The organism is Brevundimonas guildfordensis (assembly GCF_014836405.1).
Lineage (GTDB): Bacteria > Pseudomonadota > Alphaproteobacteria > Caulobacterales > Caulobacteraceae > Brevundimonas > Brevundimonas guildfordensis.
In genome coordinates this window covers 1,669,097-1,689,063 of record NZ_JACSQU010000001.1, presented here as the reverse complement: position 1 = coordinate 1,689,063, position 19,967 = coordinate 1,669,097, and the positions used below count along the sequence as shown (strand labels likewise).

The following is a 19,967-nucleotide window of genomic DNA, read 5'->3' as shown; positions in this document are numbered from 1 at the left end:
GACGCGCCGTATTTTTATCTTCTTGCCAAAAATCAGTCTAATGAGGTCGGCAAGGAGCTCGAATGTCTGACCTTTTCCGCAGCGACAATGTCGTCGTCCGCAGTGTTCCTGCTTCGGACCTCAGCCGCTGGGTGGTCACGTTCGACAACTACGGGATCGGCCACGGTTTCGATCGCCCTGGCTTCGGCGAGGAGTTCCTTCGCAACGCGGGCGTCTCGGCCATCCATGTGATGGGCGTCCGGGAGGACTGGTATCAGTACCCCGAGATGGCGGCGGCCATGCAGGCAGTGCGGCAGGCGACGGCCGGCGCTGAACGGGTCATGACCTATGGCTCCAGCATGGGCGGCTATGCGGCGCTTCGGTTTGCCGACGCCGCTGGCGCGAACGCCGCGCTGGCCATCTCTCCGCAGTATTCGATTGACCCGAATAAGGTCCCCTTCGAGCAGCGCTGGATCCAAGACAGCCGACGGATCCGGTGGCTGCCGGAAATCGACGGGCAACTGACGTGTTCCGTCAGCCCGGTGGTTGTTTTTGATCCGGTGGGCCACGACGGTCTTCAAGGGGCGCTGATCCAGCGCGACATTGAGATCCGGCCTGTTCGTCTCCCCTATGTTTCCCATCCGGCGACGACCTATCTGGGTGAAGTTGGACTCTTGCAGTCTTTGGTTTTGCAGACGCTGTCTGGAGAGTTGGACGTAGGAGCCTTCAATCGGAAGGCGCGCCAGGCGCGTCGCCGCAGCGGCTTGTACATCGCCAATCTGGCTCAGGCGCAGCCCGATTACCGGCAGTCGCTCGCGGTCTCGCTGGCCCGACTTTCCGTGGAACGCGCACCGGGCAATCCTCTGGCGGGCTCGACCCTGGCGCTGATCCTTTCCAAGGCAGGCGAGCATCGCACCGCCGTCGCCGAGATAGAACGGGTGGTCGCCATGACCCAGAACGACCCGAACTATCTGATCCACTACGTGAATATTCTGGTGGCGGCTGATCAGCCGCACGCCGCCCTGCCCTGGGCGCGGGAGGTGGTGAAGGCGTGGCCCCACATGGCGCACCTGAGGGCTTGGGAAAGCTCTGTGCTGTGGAGCGTTAGCGAACGCGAGGAAGCGATCGCCTCGGTCCAAATGGCGATCGGATTGGACCCCGCAGACCGCAAATATCGCCGCCTCTTGAAGTCTTATCAGCGCCAAATCGCCGGCGCGAGGCGGGTAGAGGTCAAGCGTTCGATCCGGCGTTGGGTGTCGGGGCTGATACGAGGCGAGTCGCCCTCCGCCTCATGATCCACGCTGGATCAGTATGCCGACGGACGTCGCCGAGAATCCCGACAGCGCCATCTTCAAATGCGGCTCGGGACGGTAGGGCGGCAGGTCGATGAAATGGTCGATCGGACCGTCGCCAGCATCGTAGTTGACGACCAAGGCGTTGTGGCCCTTGGCCCGGACGCGTTGAAGCAGCGCCTCGATATCGCGTCGGCGAAACAGCACCGTGGCTTCGTTGTCGACCGTTTCAGAGTCTGAACTCAAATTGTACTCGGTGGTGTGCACCGCCCAGCCGCCCGGCCTGAGGCAATCCAGCGAGCGTTCGATAAAGGCCAGGCCCAGCTCGATAGAGCCCAGGTGCTCCAGGGCGCAGGCCGACCAGCAGAAGTCGAAATCGACGAAGTCTGCCGGCGGGTTATTCATATCGCAGGGCTGGAACTCGACGTTGTGGTCGAACACATCGTCAGGGCAGACGTCGGGCCTTCGCAGTGCGGCCTTGCCGGCGGCGTGCTGGTTGGTTTCGATCCATCCGGACTCGACCGCTTCTTCGGCGGGAAGGTCCGTCGCAAGAATGCGGCATCCCTGCGAGGCGAAAAAAGCCGCCAGCGGCTCGACGCCGACCCCGAAGCCGAGCCCGCGTCGGCCCTCGACGACGACGCCGCGCTCCCAGAGCGCCTGGCAGATGAAGACGAACTCCCAGAGCTTCCGGTGATACCGCAGCGACTCCCCCAGACGTTCGGACCAATAGCCGAAGTACGGCTGGCTGAAGTCGGACTGCCGACAGAGGGCGCCTGTCGGAAACGCCTGAGTCGCCGGGCCTTTGCCGGTGGCCTTCAAGGTTTCGCGCCATAGCTCGCGTTCGGGCGCCGACAGGGCCGCCAGCAGCAGACGGGTTTCGCGCGCGTGAATGGCGAGCGTGGCTTCGATGCGATCGATCTTGGCCTCCATCGCCTTCATGTCGCCGGGCATGCGATAGAGGCGTCGGAAGAAGCGGTCCGCCCGCTCGGCGAACCGGGCCAGAGGGCCGCCGCGGCCTTGGGAGGAGGTCAAACGAGGAGGCTCCGAGTCCGAGATACTAGAACCTATAGGCGGGTTGGGCTTTGCAGAGCAACCAGCCGCCTCAGCGTCCCGCTGGCCATCCGCCCGACCTGCTCAGCGCGCTAGGGTTCGGTTTTCCGATCTGGGCGCCGATCCAGCGGGCCGTTCCGATCAGGGCGTCCAGGTCGTAGCCGGTCGAGTAGCCTCCACGCTCCAGCATGTAGACCAGATCTTCGGTGGCGATGTTGCCGGTCGCGCCCGGTGCAAACGGGCAGCCGCCGATGCCGCCGACCGAGGCGTCCAGCACGTCGACGCCGGCCTCGACGCCGGCATAGGCGTTGGCCAGGCCGGTGTTGCGGGTGTCGTGGAAATGCAGGCGCAGGGTCGCGTCCGGCGCGGCCTTGCGGGCGGCTTCGACCTTCTTCGTCACGCTCCAGGGGTCGCCGACGCCGATGGTGTCGGCCAGGGCGATCTCCTCGACGCCGAGCGCGGCGATGCGGGCGACCAGGTCGCTGACCTGCTGGACCGAAACCTCGCCGTCAAACGGACAGCCCCAGACGCAGGACAGGGTGGCCGACAGCTTCGGCGTCGCGCCCGGCGAACCGTCCGCATTGGCGCGGCCCGCGACGATGGCGGACAGCATCTGCACCTGCTGGTCGACGCTGAGGCCCTGGTTCTTCAGGCCGAAGCCATCGGTGGCGGACATGGCGACATTGACCTCGTCCACCGCCGTGCCGAGAGCGCGGTCGTAGCCCTTGCCGTTCAGAACCAGACCGATGCGGCTGCGGCCCTCAACGCGGGGCAGGGCGGCCATGACCTCTTCGGCGCCCGCCATCTGGGGCACGTATTTAGGGTGGACGAAGCTGACCGCCTCGATGCGTTTCGCCCCGGCCGCTTCCAGCCGCTGGACGAAGTCGGCGCGCACGGCGGGTTCCAGCACCGTCTTCTCGTTCTGAAGGCCGTCGCGCGGGCCGACCTCGACGATCTGGATGAAACGACCCATCAGCGCGCGCTCCTGTCGCCTGATCCAGCCGGCGCGTAGACGGTCAGGCGCACGTCGTCGCCCGAGGAGTAGTTGTGGCCGCTGACCACGCCGACGGCGCGCCCGGCGGCGCCCAGATCGGCCAGGGCGCCGCGGAAGGCTTCGTCGTCGCGGGCCTCGACAATAGCGGGGCGGCCTTCTGCCAGGGCGCGGGCGGCGCCGGCGCCGTCGGTCAGCTGGGTGTCCTTGCCGGTCAGGAAGACGAAGCTGGGCTCATGGAAGGTGGTGATGGCGACCGGCCCAGGATAGCGGCCCTGGGCGGGGTTCAACTCGGCCGAGTCCAGCGTCTGCACCAGACGCGGCGCGATCGACAGCGGGCGCAGCTGGCGGATGGTCCCGGCCAGGCCCGCATGGGCCAGGATGCCGAAGACGACGGCGATCAGCACCCCGGTGATCGCCGCGCGGTTGACCAGCAGGAAGCCTCCGACCGCAGCGGCCATGACGGCGAAGACGATGGTCACGGTGGCCCAGGTCTGGGCCGTCGAGCGGCCGAACTCGGTCAGGCCGTAAACGGTGATCAGGCAGATGACGACCGCTGCGAAAAGACCCAGTAAGGCGCCGGTCACGCGCGAGACCTTGCCGATCGGCTGGGTCAGGGCGGCGGCGGCCAGCAGGGCGATCGCGCCGAAGGTGGGCAGGGTGTAGTGCCACAGCTTGGTCGGGGCCAGTTCGAACATCAGCCAGGCCGGGACCAGCCAGCAGACGGCGAAGCGGATGGCGGGCTCGGCGCGGCGATGCCAGCCGGTCGACAGGGCGGCGGGCAGCATCAGGGTGACGGGGAACAGCAGCAGCGGCGACAGCAGCACATACATGCCGGGGAACCCGCCGTGGCTTTCATGCGCGCCTGCGATCTTGGGCGCCAGATCGCCGCCGATGGCCTCGCGCCAGAAGCCGCCGTCGGTGGCGATCGTGATGGCGATGGCCCACGGCCCGACCAGCAGGGCCGTCAGCGGCAGGCCCCAGCCCCAGCCCAACTGGCCCAGCCATTTGACGTTTCGATCCCAGATCGACAGGGCGATGATGGCCAGCGCCACGACCAGCAGGCCGATCGGTCCCTTGATCAGGATGGACAGACCGATCCCGGCCCAGAACAGCAGCTTGTGCAGCCGGGTCGCCTTCTCGCCCGCCCGCGTCGCCATATAGATGCGCGCCAGCGCCGCCATCGACAGGGTGGTCAGCCCCGCCAGCATGGCGTCGGTCTTGGCGATGCCCGCCTCCGTCGACAACAGGAAGGTCGCGCCGAGCATCACGCCCGCCAGGAAGCCCGCCCTCTGGCCGAACAGCGCCGCGCCCGCCCAGGCCACGGCCCAGGCGGCCAGCATGGCGCCCAGCAGCGACGGCAGGCGATAGGGCTGGATGTTGCGGTCCTCGACGTCCGAGGTCGCGGCGACGGCGGCGGCCTGCATCCAATAGATGCCGATGGGTTTCTTCCAGCGCGGGTCGTCCTGGAAGCGGATGTCGACATAGTCGCCGCCCTCCAGCATCTGGGCCGTCGCCTGGGCGAAGCGGCTCTCGTCCCGGTCCAGCGGCGGCAGCAGCAGCAGGCCGGGCAGGCCGGCGATCAGGGCCAGCAGGGCCGCAAGGACAGGGCCGCGCCAGCCGGCGATGTAATGATCCAGGTTCGGGCGGTTCATGGCGCACTCGTATCACGCCGGACGCGGCGCCCGGAAGCTTCGCCTGCCAAGCGGTTGTGGACGCGCCGTTTCGCTGGCGCGTCGCCTGCGCTAAAGAGCGTCGATGACCGACCGCTCCGCTTCCTCGCCCGACATTTCCGTCGTCGTGCCCGTGCATGATGAATCCGGCGCCGCCGTGCCTCTGGCGCGCGAAATCGCCGAGGCCTTCGCCGGGCGGTCCTATGAGATGATCTTCGTCAATGACGCCAGCCGGGATTCGACCCTGGCCGAACTGCAGGCGGCGATGGCCGAACTGCCCGCCCTGCGGGTGCTGTCGCACGGAACCAACGCCGGACAGAGCCGGGCGGTGCGCACCGGCGTCCTGGCCGCGCGGGCGCCGATCGTGGTGACGCTGGACGGCGACGGCCAGAACCCGCCCGCCGATGCGCCGCGTCTGGCTGACGCCCTGCTCGCCGCCCCGCCCAGCGTCGCCCTGGTCGGCGGCGTGCGCGCCAAGCGTCAGGACAGCAACGCCAAGCGTCAGGCGTCTGTGTGGGCCAACCGCATCCGCAGGAAACTGCTGGGCGACGACGCCGACGACACCGGTTGCGGGCTCAAGGCCTTCCGTCGCGACGTCTTCCTGCGCCTGCCCTACTTTGATCACATCCACCGCTATCTGCCGGCGCTGATGATCCGGGAGGGGTATGAGAACCGCTACCTCGAGGTCGATCACCGCCACCGCGAGACGGGCCGGTCGAAATACACCAACTGGGGCCGGCTGCGGGCGTCCTTCTCGGACCTGTTGGGCGTGATGTGGCTGAAGTCCCGCTCGCGTCGACCGGGCGCGATCAGCGAGTTCTGAGACTTCTAGCTGAACGCCAGAAAGATCACCGCCACCACGGTGGCGTCGAACAGGCGGGCGGCGAGGCTGAGAACGGCGGGCATGGCGCGATCCGAAGACGGTTGAGCCTGCGTCCTCGCAATTCAGGCGCCAGTCGCCGTCAGATTTCGGTCTTGCGCGCCCGACCCGGCGAGGGGCGCCGGTCGTGCCGTCCTGAATATTCCCGGCCCAGATAGGTGGTTCGCGCCGCATCCAGCACCGGAACGCCGCCCTTCAGCCCGCGCTTCTGCCCTGACTGGCCCAGCACCTGGGCGGCGAAGGCGGCGGGCGGCGGGGGCGGGGTGACGGCAGGCTTTGCCGGGGAGGCGGCAGGATCGTCCGCCCCGCCCGACGCCTCGGCCTCGGTCGGGACCAGGGCGCGGGCGCGACGCCGCTCGCGACGGCGACGGTCGTTCTCACCCCGCTCATCGACCACGGGGTCGTTCATCGGACCCGCAGCGCCGATCGGACGGATCTCGTCCGTCATGCCGGTTCAGCCCTTGGACTGGGCGAGGCGGTCGATCTGAGCCCGCATCTCGTCCATCTGGCGGCGCATCTCGTCCAGCGCCGCGTCGTCCTTGGCCGGTTCCGCCTTAGGCTCGGCGGCCGCGGGCGACGCGTCTGCATCGCCTTCGGGGCGAGCGTGGGCGAAGCCGGGGAACATCCGCATGGCGCGTTCGAACATGGCCATGTTCTGGCGCACGGCCTCTTCCATCAGATTGCCGCCGGGCGCGGCGGCGAAGGCCCGGGTGAACTGGCCGCGCAGCTGCTCCTGCTGACGGGTGAAGCTGTCGAGCGACATCTCCAGATAGGACGGCAGCACGCCTTGCATGGAGTTGCCGTAGAAGCCGATCAGCTGACGCAGGAACTGCACCGGCAGCAGGGCCTCGCCCCGGCTCTCTTCCTCGAAGATGATCTGGGTCAGGATCTGGCGCGTCAGATCGTCGTTGGTCTTGGCGTCATAGACGGTGAATTCCACGCCTTCGCGCACCATCCGCGCCAGATCGTCCAGCGTCACATAGGCGCTGGTGGCGGTGTTATAGAGCCGCCGGTTTGCATACTTCTTGATGACGACCATGCCGTCACGGGTTTTTCCGCCCTCGGTTTTCTTGTCGGCCACGCTTATTCTCGCGATGTTGCAACGCCCAAGCATCCCGCATTGCGGCGGCGAAGGCGAGTCCCCTCTTTCCTTGTCGGCTCAGCCGTTGACCAGCACCACGCCGATCAGGATGGCGGCCCAGTGGACGCCCGCGCCGGTGACGACGAAGCCATGCCAGATGGCGCGGCGGAACTTCACCTTCTGGCTGATGAAGACGAAGACGCCGGCGGTATAGATCAGCCCGCCCGCGACCAGCAGGCCCAGCGCCAGCGGATGCACCGTCTCGATCATCGGCTTGAGCGCGAACACCGCCACCCAGCCGAACAGGACATAGATCACGCTCCAGAAGGCGTCGGACAGGCGCGGCGCCAGCATCTTCACCGCTGCGCCGACCAACGCCATCGTCCAGACGGCGGCGGTGAAACCGACGGACCAGCCGCCCTCGAACCGCACCGCCGTGAACGGGGTGTAGCTGCCCGCGATCATCAGGAAGATGGCGGCCTCGTCCAGCCGGCGCAGCACCGGCCGCGCCGCGCACGGATGGGTCAGGTTGTAGACGGTCGAGGCCGTCAGCATGGCCACCAGACACAGGGCGTAGATCGCCGTCGAAACCGCCGCCCCGACGCCTGCATAGACGCTGGCCAAGATCGCCAGCACCACGCCGCCCGCCGCCGCCAGCGCCAGTCCCACCGCGTGCACCCACAGATCGGCCAGCCGCTCGGCCCGCGTTTCATAATGCTCGATCATGTCGAGTTCGTCGGGGGTGCAGATGCGGCGGGCCAGAAGTTTCAGCATGACAGGGCCTTCAGCACAGTGACGTCTCCTTCCTGTCTCAAAGCACGGCGGCGGCCATCGTTCCCGCCTCTTGCTGCGGCGCGGCGATGACGTTTTGCTGATTGCTGCGTCGCAACAGGTGACGGCTGCAGCCGAATGCGGCACAACCCGGCCAAGATTTCTCCCGGGAGTGAATAAAAATGACCGAAGTCGTCATCGTCTCCGCCGCCCGCACGCCGGTCGGCTCCTTCCTCGGCGCCCTGTCGACGCTGCCGGCCTCCAGGCTGGGCGAGGTCGCCATCAAGGCGGCGCTGGAGCGCGCAGGCGTGGCCGCCGCTGATGTGGACGAGGTGATCCTGGGCCAGGTGCTGCAGGCGGGCGCGGGCCAGGGCCCGGCGCGTCAGGCCTCCATCGGCGCCGGCCTGGCCAATGAAACTCCGGCCTGGAGCCTGAACCAGCTGTGCGGCTCCGGCCTGCGGGCCGTGGCCCTGGCCTATCAGCAGATCGTGCAGGGCGACGCCAAGATCGTCGTCGCCGGCGGTCAGGAAAGCATGAGCCAGTCGCCTCACGCCCAGCAGATTCGCACCGGTCAGAAGATGGGCGATCTGGCGCTGAAGGACACGATGATCTTGGACGGCCTGACCGACGCCTTCCACGGCTATCACATGGGCCAGACGGCCGAGAATATCGCCGCCAAATGGTCGATCGACCGCGCGGCTCAGGACGATTTCGCCGTCGCCTCCCAGAACAAGGCCGAGGCCGCGCAGAAGGCGGGCAAGTTCGTCGATGAAATCGCGCCCGTGACCATCTCCACTCGCAAAGGCGACGTGGTGGTCGATCAGGACGAATACATCCGCCACGGCGCCACCCTCGAAGCCATGCAGAAGCTGAAGCCCGCCTTCGTCAAGGACGGCACGGTGACGGCGGCCAACGCCTCGGGCATCAACGACGGCGCCGCCGCCCTGGTGCTGATGAGCGCCGATGAAGCCAAGGCGCGCGGTCTGGAGCCTCTGGCCCGCATCGCGTCGTGGGCCACGGCGGGCGTCGATCCGGCCATCATGGGCACCGGCCCGATCCCGGCCTCGAAGAAGGCGCTGGAGAAGGCGGGCTGGACCGTCGCCGATCTGGACCTGATCGAGTCCAACGAAGCCTTCGCCGCCCAGTCGCTGTGCGTGGTTAAGGAGCTGGGCCTCGACCCGGCCAAGGTCAACGTCAACGGCGGCGCCATCGCCATCGGCCACCCCATCGGCGCGTCCGGCGCGCGCGTCCTGACCACCCTGCTGCACGAGATGAAGCGCTCGGGCGCCAAGAAGGGTCTGGCCACCCTGTGCATCGGCGGCGGCATGGGCGTGGCCCTGTGCGTCGAGCGCTAAGCGCGGAGCCAAAGGCGAAAACAGCAAAGGCCGGCGAGTAATCGCCGGCCTTTTTACTTTCCTCCCCATGTAATGGGGAGGGGTACCACGAAGTGGTGGAGGGGCCCCTACGGCCGCCAGCAGTCCAGAGGCCGCCGCCCCGCCGTCGCTTTAGGCCAGTGGCGCGCGGACAGCCCCTCCACCGCTTTCGCGGTCCCCCTCCCCACCCTGTGGGGAGGAAAATAACGGGCCTCAGAACCCCCGCCGCCAACTGCCCAGCAGGGCGTAGCCGGTCGGGGCGTCGGCGCGGTGCTGCTCCTCGCGGCTGGCCACGGCCTCCAACTGCAGCCAGGAGCCGCCCGGCAGGGCGTGCAGGCTGCGGACGCTGAAGTCGATCTGCCGCCCCGACGGCGCGGCCGAGAAGCGCCGCTCCGAGAAGGTCACCGGGTCGAAATACTCCAGCGGCGCGTCGGCCAGGAAGGCGCTGAATGTCCCGTCCTCGATCCGCAGCGGCTGGGAAATCTCCCAGCTCAGGCTGCTGCAGCCCAGCGCCTTGGCGAACGACCAGGACGGGCAGGCCGATTGCAGGGCGATGCGCCAGGTCGAGCTGAGCGCCGGGGCGGACAAATGCAGGAACCGCCCTTCCAGCTCGGTGCGGCCGAAGCCCGCCTCGCCCGACAGGGTCAGGCCGCGCCCGAGCGCCACATCCGCCCCGACCGCCGCAAAGCGGGTGCGCGACGGCAGGGCGAAGTCCGAGCGGGTCGGCAGATAGGCGCCCAGCGGCCCCATCCGCTCGTCCAGCGACCCGAGGCTGAACGACACGCCGCCGCGATCCTGCTCCTTGTCTGCAAAACGCCAGTCCAGCCCGGCGCGGGCGTAGGTCGAGGCGTCGCGCTCGACCGGGCGCAGCGGCGCGCGACGGTCGCCCGACCCGGTCTCGGCGCTGAAGGTCAGGGCGCCGAGCTTCAGTCCCCCGCGCAGGGCGTGATCCGCCTGGGTGAGGGCGACAAAACCGTCGCCTGACCCGCTGCGGAAGGGCGAGCTGGCCCCGCCCTGACCCTGCCAGGCGGTCAGCGACAGCCGACCCGCCTGTACGTCGAACAGGGCCTCGCTGCGGGTCTCGTCGCCCAGCCAGGGCGCGTCGAACGGGGTGTAGCGGGCGACCACCGGCTCGGGCACGGCCACCGGCGTCGCGGCGGCCAGAGACAGCCGCGTCCCGCCCGGCGCGTCCAGCGTCACTTGCGACTGCTGCATCGGCGTCGGATTTCGGGGCTGATAGCTGCGGCGCGGCGCGGGGCCGTAGGCGGCGCCCAGGTCGACGCGGAACAGCCGCTCATACTCGTCATAGGCGATGGTGCTCAGCGCCCCGGTGCGCCCCAGGGCGTCGCCGAACGGTCCGCCGACATGGGCGCCGGGCTCCAGCGCGATATTGACCGCCGTCCCGGTCGCCATCGGCGCCGAGGTCGCACCCAGGGGTTGGAAGGCGCGGGCGATGTCCAGCAGGCCGCGGCCGTAGACGACGTCGGTTCCCGGATCGCCCGCCTCGCGCCCGGTGCGCAGCAGGATGTCGACGGCATCGCGTCCGGTCAGATTGGGGAAGGCTTCCAGCAGCAGGGCCAGCGCCCCCGCCACGGCGGGCGAGGCGAAGGAGGTGCCGTTCACCCGCCAGCAGCCGTCGTCCTCGCAGTCGACAATGACTTCGACGCCGGGTGCGGACAGGAAGGCGTTCTGCGACACCCCGGCGCGGTTGGAGAAGTCGGCGATCTGCTGGGCCTGATCATGCGCCCCGGTGACGATGATGGCCCCGGCGAAGCGCGAGTCGCTGGCGTAGCGGCCGGGCCATTCGGGGTTGGCGCCCTCCTCATTGCCGGCGGCGATGGCGAAGACCACGCCCGCATTGATCGCGCGGAGCAGGGCCGCTTCGAACTGGGCGCCCAGCGGGCCCTCGCCGCCCAGCGACAGATTGATCACCCGCGCGCCGTTCTGCACCGCATAGTCGAGGGCCCGCGCCAGGTCGCTGCTCTTGAAGCAGACCGTGTCGTCCGGGTCGGTGCAGTCGCTGACGTCGGCCCGGACCGACAGAATGGTCGAGTTGAAGGCCAGCCCGACCGTGCCGTAGTTGTTGAAGGGCGCGGCGATGACGCTCGCCACCCGCGTCCCGTGCCGGTCGTCACCCTCGCGCTCGTTGCGCCCGGCGACGATGTCCGTGGACAGGGGCGAGATATTCGCGCCCAGGTCCTGATGGTTCATGCGGATGCCGGTATCGACCACCCCCACGGTGACGCCGCGCCCGGTCGCGCCCGTGCGCCAAGCGGCGATGGCCTGAGTATCGGCCACGCCCCAGTTGCGTTGGTATTCGCGCGAGGCCTCCGACGGGATCGGCGGCGGAGGAGGCGGTGGCGGCGGAGGCGGAGGAGGGGGCGGAGGAGGAGGGGGCGGAGGGGGCGTCGGGGTGACAATGCCGCCTCCGCCGCCTCCCCCGCCGCCGCAGGCCGCCAGCGGCGTCGCCAGCAGACTCAGGACGCTGATCGAAATTGCAATTCGGCGCAGTCGATGAACAGGCATGGTCCCTCTCCCGAAACCCATCGCGCCATTAGGCCTGTTTCAGCGAGATTGACGAGACTGTTTCTGAGGGCGCAGTTCTGCCAGCCCCCAGCAGCGGTCAGTCGCGCAGCAGTTCGTTCACGCCGGTCTTGGCGCGGGTCTGGGCGTCGACGCGCTTGACGATGACGGCGCAGTACAGGCTCGGCCCGCCGTTCGGATCGGGCAGGGCGCCCGGCACCACGACCGAATAGGCCGGCACCTCGCCGCGGAAGATCTCGCCGGTCGCCCGGTCGACGATCTTGGTCGAGGCCGACAGATAGACGCCCATGGCCAGGACCGCGCCCTCGCGGACGATGACGCCCTCGGCGACCTCGGCGCGGGCGCCGATGAAGCAGCCGTCCTCGATGATGGTCGGGTTGGCCTGCAGCGGCTCCAGCACGCCGCCGATGCCGGCGCCGCCCGACAGGTGGACGTTCTTGCCGATCTGGGCGCACGAGCCGACCGTGGCCCAGGCGTCGACCATCGAGCCTTCGTCGACATAGGCGCCGATGTTCACGAAGGACGGCATCAGCACGACATTCTTGCCGACGTAGGCGCCGCGACGGACGATGGCGCCGGGCACCGAGCGGAAGCCCGCCGCCTGATAGTCGGCCGCGCTCCAGTCGCCGAACTTGTTGGGCACCTTGTCCCAGAAGGGGCCGACCGCGGCCGGATGATCCGCCGACAGCGGCAGGGTCGGGGCGTGGCCGGCGCGCATGATGACGTTGTCGTTCAGGCGGAAGGACAGCAGCACCGCCTTCTTCAGCCACTGATGCGTGCTCCACACGCCGTCTTCGCCGCGCGAGGCGACGCGCGCCTGGCCGGAATCCAGCAAGGCGAGGGCGGTCTCGACGGCGTCGCGCACCTCGCCGCGCGTGGCGGACGACACCTCGGCGCGATCTTCCCAGGCGGCCTCGATCACGGATTCCAGGTGGGTCAGGTCGGTCATAGCGCGTCTCCGTCAAGCACGGCGGTGGTCAGGAATGGGCCCAGGGAGGCGGCCCGGTGTTGGATATGGTCGCCCTCGGCGGTGAAGGCCTTGGTCCCGACCAGCACGGTGGTCATGCCCAGGTCGTGCGCCGGCTCAAGGTTCTTGGGCGTGTCCTCGAAGAAGCAGGCGGTCGCCGGATCGACGCCGAAGCGCTCCAGCATCTTGTGGAAGGTGCGCGGGTCCGGCTTGGGGATCAGGTCGGCGTCCTCAAGCGCGAACACCCCGTCAAAGAAGGGCGTCAGCTCCAGCTTCGCCATCACCCGTTCGGCATGTCCGGCCGAGCCGTTGGTGAAGATCAGACGCGGACCCGTCAGCCGCTCCAGCGCCGCGTGCAGGCCCGGATCGGGCGTCAGCACGTCCAGCGGCACGTCATGCACCTCGGCGAGGAAGTGATGCGGGTCGATCTCATAGTGCATCATCAGACCGGCCAGAGAGGTGCCGTAGTCGTGCAGATAACCCCGCTGCACCGACAGGGCCTCGGCCGATTCCAGACCGGAAGTCCGCACCACGTACTGGTTGATACGCTGCTCCACCTGCCGCAGGAACTGCGTCTCGGGCGGATACAGGGTGTTATCCAGGTCGAAGATCCAGGACCGCACATGGCGCAGGTCCGCGCCGATCTCGGTCGCGGGCGCGGCGGCTTCAGGCGCCGCCTGCGACGCCGGGCCCGTCACTTCCGTTTGACCAGGGTGCCGGCGCCATGCTCGGTGAACAGTTCGACCAGCATGGCGTGCGGACGGCGCCCGTCCAGGATGACCACGGCCTCGACGCCCGCGCGGACGGCGGCCATGGCCGTCTCCAGCTTGGGGATCATGCCGCCGGTGGCGACGCCCGTGTCGATCAGGCCTTGCGCCTCGTCCAGCGTCATCTGGCGGATGATCTCGCCGTCGGCGCCCTTGACCCCCGGCACGTCGGTCAGCAGCAGCATCCGCTTGGCGTGCAGGGCGCCGGCGACGGCTCCGGCGACGGTGTCGGCGTTGACGTTATAGGTCTGGCCGTCCTCGGCCACGCCGATGGGGGCGATGACCGGCACCCAGTCCTCGGTCTCCGAGGCGATCAGCCCCTTGATCAGCTTGGGATCGACCTTGGTCGGTTCGCCGACGAAGCCCAGGTCGACCTCGTGTTCGATCATGCTGTCGGGGTCGCGCTTGGTGCGCTTGGTCTTCTCGACCGTCAGCAGGCCCGCGTCCTTGCCCGACAGGCCGACGCCGCGCACGTCGGCTTCCTTGCCGGCGACGGTGATCCAGTGGGCGATCTCTTTGTTAACGGCGCCGGACAGGACCATCTCGGCCACCGACATCGTGTCCTTGTCCGTGACGCGCAGGCCGTCGACGAAGGCCGACTTCACGCCCGCCTTGTCCAGCATGGCGCTGATCTGCGGCCCGCCGCCGTGGACGACCACGGGGTTCACGCCCATCAGCTTCAGCAGCACCACGTCGGCGGCGAACTGCCGCGCCACGGCGCTCTCGCCCATGGCGTGGCCCCCGTATTTGATGACCACGGTCTCGCGGTCATACACCTGGATATAGGGCAAGGCCTCGGCGAGCGTCTTCGCCGTTTCCCAGCCGCGTTCCTCGGATTGCCGATCAGTCTCTATCATGGTGCGCGCTCGATAGCGGGCACGGGCGCGGGAGTCACGTCAGAAGGCGCCTGGCCTGCTAACGCGGCGCGTCGCTGAACAGATCGCAGGCCTCGTCGAACATCCGGCGCGCGTGATCCATTTCGGCGTGCAGGTCCGGATGATCGCCGTGGCGCGCCAACTGGCAGAGCAGGCCATAGGCGCGGTGGACCAGGGCGGGCGTAGGTGACGCTTCCGTCTGACGGCGGAGGTCGCTGGTCAGAAAATCCTCGATCTTCTGCAGAGCCTCAACCCCAAGATCGAGCGGAGCGCTCGACAGCCGGCTCACCGCAGCCAGATCTTCTCTCCAGTCGCCTAGAAATTCCGGCCAGAGCAGGAAGCGGCGCGGCAGACCACGCGAGCGGCGTTCCGCTTCCAGCACATGGCGCAGCCACAGCCGCAACGCGTGGTCGCGGCCCATGTTGTTGCGCGACACCAGCGAGGCGGCCACCTCTGACGGAGGGCGGACCGGGCTGATTACGACGGTTTCGTATCCGGCGTCGAACAGGGCGCGGCGCCAGAAACGGAACAGCCGACAGATCCTGGGATCCTTCAGCACGACGATTGCGGCGCTGTCGAACTCTTCCGCCAGAAGGCGCACTGCGCTCGCGCGTGCGTCGGGGTCGTCCAGGATCGGCTGATCGGCGAACCGCCGCCAGTCGCGCCAATCGGATCCGCCCGCTTTCAAAAGCCGGTCGTTGAAAGCGGCGACCGCGCTGCTTTCCCAGAACCCTTTAGGGTTGTCTGCGGCGGGCGGCATCAGGCGGCGGGGAGCGGACGCGCCTGCGAGCGCCAGTGCTCCGGCCACGGACGAGGTGCCGCTCCGGTGCATGCCAAGAACGATCAGAGCCGTTTTCGACGACATATTCCCCTCGCGACCATGTTTTAGAAAAGCGTCACTAGCGGTTTGAGTGTTAGCATCCTAGCCTTCGCATGGCGGGCGGCGTGGTCTAATCAGGACGACATGACGATCTATCCAGTGATTATGTGCGGGGGCGCGGGTACGCGCCTATGGCCTTCTTCGCGTCCGGCCCGGCCCAAACAATTCATTCCCCTGGCGGGCAATCGTTCGCTTTTTCAGGAAACGGCTGAACGCGTCGCGCCTCTGGCGGGCAAGGACGGCAAGCTGGTGGTGGTCGCCGGGGTGGCGCACCGAGAATGGCTGCTGGATCAATTGGCGGAAATCGGTCTGAAGGATCGGGCGCAAATCCTGCTGGAGCCGGAAGCGCGCGATTCGGCGGCGGCGATGGCGGCCGCGGCGCTGTGGACCAAGGCGCGCGATCCAGAGGCGGTTAACGTCTTCGTCGCCTCGGATCACCATATCCCCGATCATGAGGCGTTCCGGCAGGCGGTGATCGAGGCGGCGCGCGGCGCGCAGGAAGGCCGTATCGTCACCCTGGGGGTGAGGCCGTCCGAGCCTTCGACGGCCTATGGCTACATCAGTCCGGCCGGTCTGGGCCTGTCGGCCGTCAAGGCGTTCCGCGAGAAGCCGGATGCGGACAGCGCGGCGGAATACATCGCCGCCGGCTATCTGTGGAACAGCGGCAACTTTATCGTGTCGGCGGCGGCTTTCGTGGAGGAGTTGAAAGCGCGCGCTCCCGCGGTCGAGGACGCCGCGCGCCGGGCCCTTCCGGCCGCCTCCTCGGGCCATATCGCTGTGCTGGCCGAGGCCTTCCGCGAGGCGCCGAAGATTTCCATCGACTACGCCGTAATGGAGAAGACGAACCGGGCCTCGGTCCTTGCGGTTGATTTCGACTGGTCGGATCTCGGCGCCTGGGACTCCATCGCCGCGACCGGCGAGGGCGAGTTCGGGCAGCATATCTACGAAGACGCTGACGGCTGTCTGGTGCGGGCGCCCGAAGGCGTCCTGGTCGGGGTCCTGGGCGTCAGCGATCTGGCCATTATCGCTGAACGCGACGCCATTCTGGTCTGCGATCTCAAACGCGCCCAGGACGTCAAACGTCTGGTGGAACGGGTCAAGGCGGGCTTCCCCCAACATCTGGACTTCGAGCGACCCAAGCCGGAGGGGCTGGGGGCCGGCGCACGGCGGTTCAGCGACTGGCTGCGCTGCTCCGCCCTGCCTCTGTGGTCGACCATCGGTCAGGCGGAGGATGGCGGCTTCGCCGAGGCGATCGGCAAGGAATGCCGCGCTGTGCCGTCGCCGCGCCGCGCCCGGGTGCAGGCGCGCCAGATCTGGACCTATGCCGAGGCCGGACGCCTGGGATGGCAAGGGCCGTGGCGGCGCGCCGTGGCGGATGGCGTGAAGCGTCTGCGCGAGGCCTATCTGCGGCCCGACGGCCTGTGCCGCACCCTGCTGGCGGCGGATGGGTCCGCGCTGGATGACACAGCCATGGTCTATGATCAGGCCTTCGTCATGTTCGCTCTTCAGGCCGCCCGCTCGGCGGTTGACGCCCCTCAGGAGCTTGAGGCGCTGGCGGTTGCGATCCGCGATCAGTTGATCGAGCGGCAACTCCCCAACGGCGCCTTTGTCGAGGGCGGGGATCATCCCTATCAGTCCAACGCCCATATGCATCTTCTGGAAGCCTGTCTGGCCTGGGAAGAAGGCGGCGGTGATCCGACGTGGGGGCGTTTGGCCGACCAACTGGCGAGCCTGGCGCAAACGACCTTCATCGACGCGGAGGGCGGCTTCCTGCGGGAGTTCTTCGAAGAGAACTGGAAGCCTGCGGCGGGCGAGGATGGCCGTCTGGTCGAGCCGGGGCATCAGTTCGAGTGGGCCTGGCTGCTTGTACGGTACAGTCGTCTGCGCTCTGATCCGAACGCTCTGGAGGCTGCGCGCCGTCTGTACGCCTTCGGCCAGCTCGGCGTGACGGAACGCAGTCGCGTCGCCCTGGATGCGATGAACGACGACGGCCGCGCACGGGGCGAACGCGCCCGGCTGTGGCCTCAGACAGAATGGCTGAAGGCGGCGCTGATACTGGCCGAGGCATCGACCGATAGTCAGCGGCGACGATATCTGGACGGAGCTGCGGAGGCGCAGCGCGCCCTATGGCAGTATCTGACGCCGCAGGGGACATGGCGTGACAAGCGCCTGCCGTCTGGCGGCTTCATCGATGAGGCGTCTCCGGCGAGCTCCTTCTATCATATCATGGCCGCCTTTTCGCAGCTGGCCGTGGCGGATATTGAAGAACTGGGAGCGTCGGACGACCTGCCGTTGTCCTGACGAAACGGTTGTGCATCAGCAAAAGGGGGGCGAAGCCTTGCGGCTCCGCCCCCCTTTCGTTTGGACGATCAGCGACGCTTGGCCAACTCACCGAGGTCGCGCATGGTCAATGCCTCCAGGAAGTCGGCGCGGGCCTGCATGTTGTCCGCTTCGCACAGCATAAAGCCGATCACGCCGACGCCGGTCACGCGCGTATCCACGCCATTGGTGTAGAGGCCGAAATCCTGGGCCTTGTCGCTGCGCAAAGAAATTTGCAGCACGCCGGAACTCATGTCTTCAGCCGCGATGTCGACCGGCATCCAGCGATGTTCGCCCGGATGAAGCGGCTCCTTGCGCGCAGTCATGCCGCCGATACGAACTTCGGCTGTGCAGTCCTCGCGCTGCAGGCCCAGCAGACCGACATAGAGCCGCATCTTCTGGCCGGTCGGCTTGACGTGGAGTTGCAGGGCGCCGCCCTTGGGCTTGGTCCAGCTGCCCCAGTCGTCCGGCGACCACCAGCCGTCGCCGCTGCGGAAGATTTCCGATGACCGCATGCCGGGATAGACGGCCGTGTCTGCGACGTCCCGCAGCCAGTAATAACGACCCAGTTCGGGGCGGGCTTCGACCGGCGGGGCGTCATGGCGTTCGCCTTCGGGGAACCAGGTCTTGATGGTTTCGGCGATCTCGACGCCCAGGTCGCGCCACGGACGCGGCTGGAAGTCCGCTGCGATCTTGCGTTCGCATTCGGCGCGGAAGGCCTTGTCGAACATCAGGCGTTCGAGCTGGGCGGTCAGTTCGGCCTGGTCGCCCAGCTTGAAGTAGACGGCGAACTCGCCGCCCGCCTCTGGCAGAGACGAGGAGTCGGACAGCAGCGCTGCCTTGCCGTAGCAGAGCGACTCGGTGACCGGCAGGCCCCAACCCTCATAGGAACTGGGGTACAGGGTGAAGGCGCAGGCCTTGTAGAGGTTGGCCAGGTCGGGATCCGATACGCCCGACACCATCATGATGCTCTGGCGCAGTTCGGGGTTGGATTCCAACATGGCGAAGACCTGGTCGTTCAGCCATCCGCGGTTGCCGACGCAGACCAGCTTGGGAACCTTGCCAGCGCCGTGACGACGGATCAGGTCCAGCCAGGCCTTGAAGGCGCTCAGGTGGTTCTTGCGCGACTCCACCGTCGAGACGAACAGCACATAGTCAGACGGCTTGAGGCCGTAGCGCTGCATCGTCTCGGCGACGGGAATCTCGGTGATCGGCTTGCGGAAGTCCGCATTGAGCTGGATGACCTTGACGTTCTCTTCCTTGACCTCATAGCCGAGCGTGGCGCCGACCTTGATCAGGTCGCGCCGCGAGGCTTCCGAGTTGGTCAGGAAGTGGTCGGCGTGGCTGTAGACGCCCAGGGCCCAGCTGATGAAGTCCTGGGTCAGGCGCTCGACGCAGTGTTCGGGCGTCATGACCGGAATCATGTCGTGGACGAAGGGGATATAATGGATCCCGTAGCGTTCCTTGGCCATGCGCACGTGCAGGAAGTAGTTCTGCAGCCACCACGACGTGCCCAGGTTGATCAGATAGGCGCCCTGGCTGAATTTCAGTTGACGGCCGATGTCCAGCGCCAGCTGCATCTCCTCGACGGCTTCGGTCCAGACCAGGTCGGTGCGGTCGCCGCTCTTGAGCGCCAGTTCGCATAGACGCAGGAAAAGAGGCAGGGGCGCGGTGACCCACATGTCGCGGGCCTTGGAGAAGGAGCAGACCTCGACCGCCACGCCCGGCACGGGATCGAACAGCAGGGCCGTGATCACTTCGATCTGCACCCGCTGGATGCCCGTGGGCAGACGCGCATTGTCGAAATAGCTCAGCAGGTCGGAGACGTCGAAGACGACATGGGCCGCCGCTTCGGCCTGGGCCTGGGCGCTGACCTGTTCGGCGTCCGACAGCTTGCGCGCGGCCTTCAGCCCGTCCTGGATAGATTCCAGCAGGCGCTTGTCAGCGTCGCTGGCGGGCGTTTCCGAAAACAGCTGGAAGCTCGACAGGCGGCGTTCCAACTGGTCGGCCAGCTGTTCCAGCGTCATCGGCTGGCTCGCCGCCGCGCCCGGCTTCTCCATGGCGTCGGCCAGACGCTCGGTGTCCCATTCGACGCCCTTGACCGCCAGGTGGCGCAATTCGTCAACGGCGAAGCGCAACTCGGGATCCAGTTCGACGGCGCGCAGGTAGGAGGCCGCCGCATCGTCGGCCCGACCCTGCAGTTTCAGCAGGTGTCCCATCTGCAGATGCGTGTCGGCCGTCATGGGCGCGATGGCGATGGCCTTGGCGTAGGCGGCGCCGGCCTCGTCGAGGTTGCCGCCTTCCTTCAGGGCGTGGCCGTACTGAACCCAAATACCGGCCAGGCCGGGGTTGAGCTTCAGCGCGCGAGCGTAGTTCTTTTCAGCCGTGGCCCAGTCCCGGGCGTCGCGCCCCGCGTCGCCTGCGCGAATAGCGGCAGTGATGGCGGTCTTGCTGGCTGCGCCCGGGCGTTTCAATAGGCTCATGTCGATGTCCGGCTATCTATTATGTCTTGGAGAACGTCTTCG

General features: G+C 67.7%; 16 protein-coding genes. 4 read left to right on the top strand and 12 right to left on the bottom strand.

Annotation, left to right across the window (positions count from 1 at the left end):
* Nucleotides 1-62: 62 nt before the first annotated feature.
* Complete coding sequence (locus H9656_RS08190) at nt 63-1,274, top strand: tetratricopeptide repeat protein (protein ID WP_191743653.1); 1,212 nt, start codon at nt 63-65, stop codon at nt 1,272-1,274.
* Here the strand turns inward: H9656_RS08190 and H9656_RS08185 are convergent.
* The 3 genes from H9656_RS08185 to H9656_RS08175 form a co-directional block, all read right to left on the bottom strand.
* Complete coding sequence (locus H9656_RS08185) at nt 1,269-2,222, bottom strand: class I SAM-dependent methyltransferase (RefSeq protein WP_191743652.1); 954 nt, start codon at nt 2,220-2,222, stop codon at nt 1,269-1,271. The genes H9656_RS08190 and H9656_RS08185 overlap by 6 nt on opposite strands.
* A gap of 151 nt (nt 2,223-2,373) precedes the next feature.
* Nucleotides 2,374-3,294, bottom strand: coding sequence for a hydroxymethylglutaryl-CoA lyase (locus tag H9656_RS08180; protein WP_191743651.1), 921 nt, complete (start codon nt 3,292-3,294; stop codon nt 2,374-2,376).
* Complete coding sequence (locus H9656_RS08175; RefSeq protein WP_191743650.1) at nt 3,294-4,967, bottom strand: ArnT family glycosyltransferase; 1,674 nt, start codon at nt 4,965-4,967, stop codon at nt 3,294-3,296. Before H9656_RS08175 ends, H9656_RS08180 begins: the two co-directional genes overlap by 1 nt.
* Nucleotides 4,968-5,070: 103 nt before the next feature.
* Between H9656_RS08175 and H9656_RS08170 the strand changes: the two genes are divergently transcribed.
* On the top strand, nt 5,071-5,808 hold the full coding sequence (locus H9656_RS08170) for a glycosyltransferase family 2 protein (protein WP_191743649.1): 738 nt from the start codon (nt 5,071-5,073) through the stop codon (nt 5,806-5,808).
* A gap of 139 nt (nt 5,809-5,947) precedes the next feature.
* Here H9656_RS08170 and H9656_RS08165 read toward each other — a convergent pair whose 3' ends face one another.
* The 3 genes from H9656_RS08165 to trhA form a co-directional block, all read right to left on the bottom strand.
* On the bottom strand, nt 5,948-6,313 hold the full coding sequence (locus H9656_RS08165) for a hypothetical protein (RefSeq protein ID WP_191743648.1): 366 nt from the start codon (nt 6,311-6,313) through the stop codon (nt 5,948-5,950).
* 6 nt (nt 6,314-6,319) lie between these two features.
* Nucleotides 6,320-6,946: a polyhydroxyalkanoate synthesis repressor PhaR gene (phaR, locus tag H9656_RS08160; RefSeq protein ID WP_404821548.1), complete on the bottom strand. Its 627-nt coding sequence runs from the start codon at nt 6,944-6,946 to the stop codon at nt 6,320-6,322.
* A 78-nt stretch (nt 6,947-7,024) separates the two neighbouring features.
* Nucleotides 7,025-7,720: a PAQR family membrane homeostasis protein TrhA gene (gene trhA, locus H9656_RS08155; protein WP_191743647.1), complete on the bottom strand. Its 696-nt coding sequence runs from the start codon at nt 7,718-7,720 to the stop codon at nt 7,025-7,027.
* Between the two features lie 179 nt (nt 7,721-7,899).
* Between trhA and H9656_RS08150 the strand changes: the two genes are divergently transcribed.
* Complete coding sequence (locus H9656_RS08150; protein WP_191743646.1) at nt 7,900-9,072, top strand: acetyl-CoA C-acetyltransferase; 1,173 nt, start codon at nt 7,900-7,902, stop codon at nt 9,070-9,072.
* 231 nt (nt 9,073-9,303) lie between these two features.
* Here H9656_RS08150 and H9656_RS08145 read toward each other — a convergent pair whose 3' ends face one another.
* The 5 genes from H9656_RS08145 to H9656_RS08125 form a co-directional block, all read right to left on the bottom strand.
* Nucleotides 9,304-11,388, bottom strand: a complete 2,085-nt coding sequence (locus tag H9656_RS08145; RefSeq protein ID WP_191743645.1) for a S8 family peptidase — start codon at nt 11,386-11,388, stop codon at nt 9,304-9,306.
* A 325-nt stretch (nt 11,389-11,713) separates the two neighbouring features.
* A complete protein-coding gene (dapD, locus tag H9656_RS08140) occupies nt 11,714-12,583 on the bottom strand; it encodes a 2,3,4,5-tetrahydropyridine-2,6-dicarboxylate N-succinyltransferase (protein ID WP_191743644.1) in 870 nt (289 codons plus the stop codon).
* Nucleotides 12,580-13,299 (bottom strand): pyrimidine 5'-nucleotidase, encoded by a 720-nt coding sequence (locus H9656_RS08135; RefSeq protein WP_191743643.1) that lies wholly within the window; start codon nt 13,297-13,299, stop codon nt 12,580-12,582. Before H9656_RS08135 ends, dapD begins: the two co-directional genes overlap by 4 nt.
* A complete protein-coding gene (gene argB / locus H9656_RS08130; protein ID WP_191743642.1) occupies nt 13,296-14,225 on the bottom strand; it encodes an acetylglutamate kinase in 930 nt (309 codons plus the stop codon). Before argB ends, H9656_RS08135 begins: the two co-directional genes overlap by 4 nt.
* A gap of 58 nt (nt 14,226-14,283) precedes the next feature.
* Nucleotides 14,284-15,108, bottom strand: a complete 825-nt coding sequence (locus H9656_RS08125) for a sulfotransferase family protein (protein ID WP_191743641.1) — start codon at nt 15,106-15,108, stop codon at nt 14,284-14,286.
* A 99-nt stretch (nt 15,109-15,207) separates the two neighbouring features.
* On the opposite strand from H9656_RS08125, the gene H9656_RS08120 reads away from it, so the two are divergent.
* Complete coding sequence (locus H9656_RS08120; protein WP_191743640.1) at nt 15,208-17,424, top strand: AGE family epimerase/isomerase; 2,217 nt, start codon at nt 15,208-15,210, stop codon at nt 17,422-17,424.
* A 68-nt stretch (nt 17,425-17,492) separates the two neighbouring features.
* Here H9656_RS08120 and H9656_RS08115 read toward each other — a convergent pair whose 3' ends face one another.
* Nucleotides 17,493-19,925 carry a glycosyltransferase family 4 protein gene (locus tag H9656_RS08115; protein WP_191743639.1) on the bottom strand — a complete coding sequence of 811 codons (2,433 nt, stop codon included), beginning with the start codon at nt 19,923-19,925 and terminating at the stop codon, nt 17,493-17,495.
* Between the last annotated feature and the right edge of the window lie 42 nt (nt 19,926-19,967).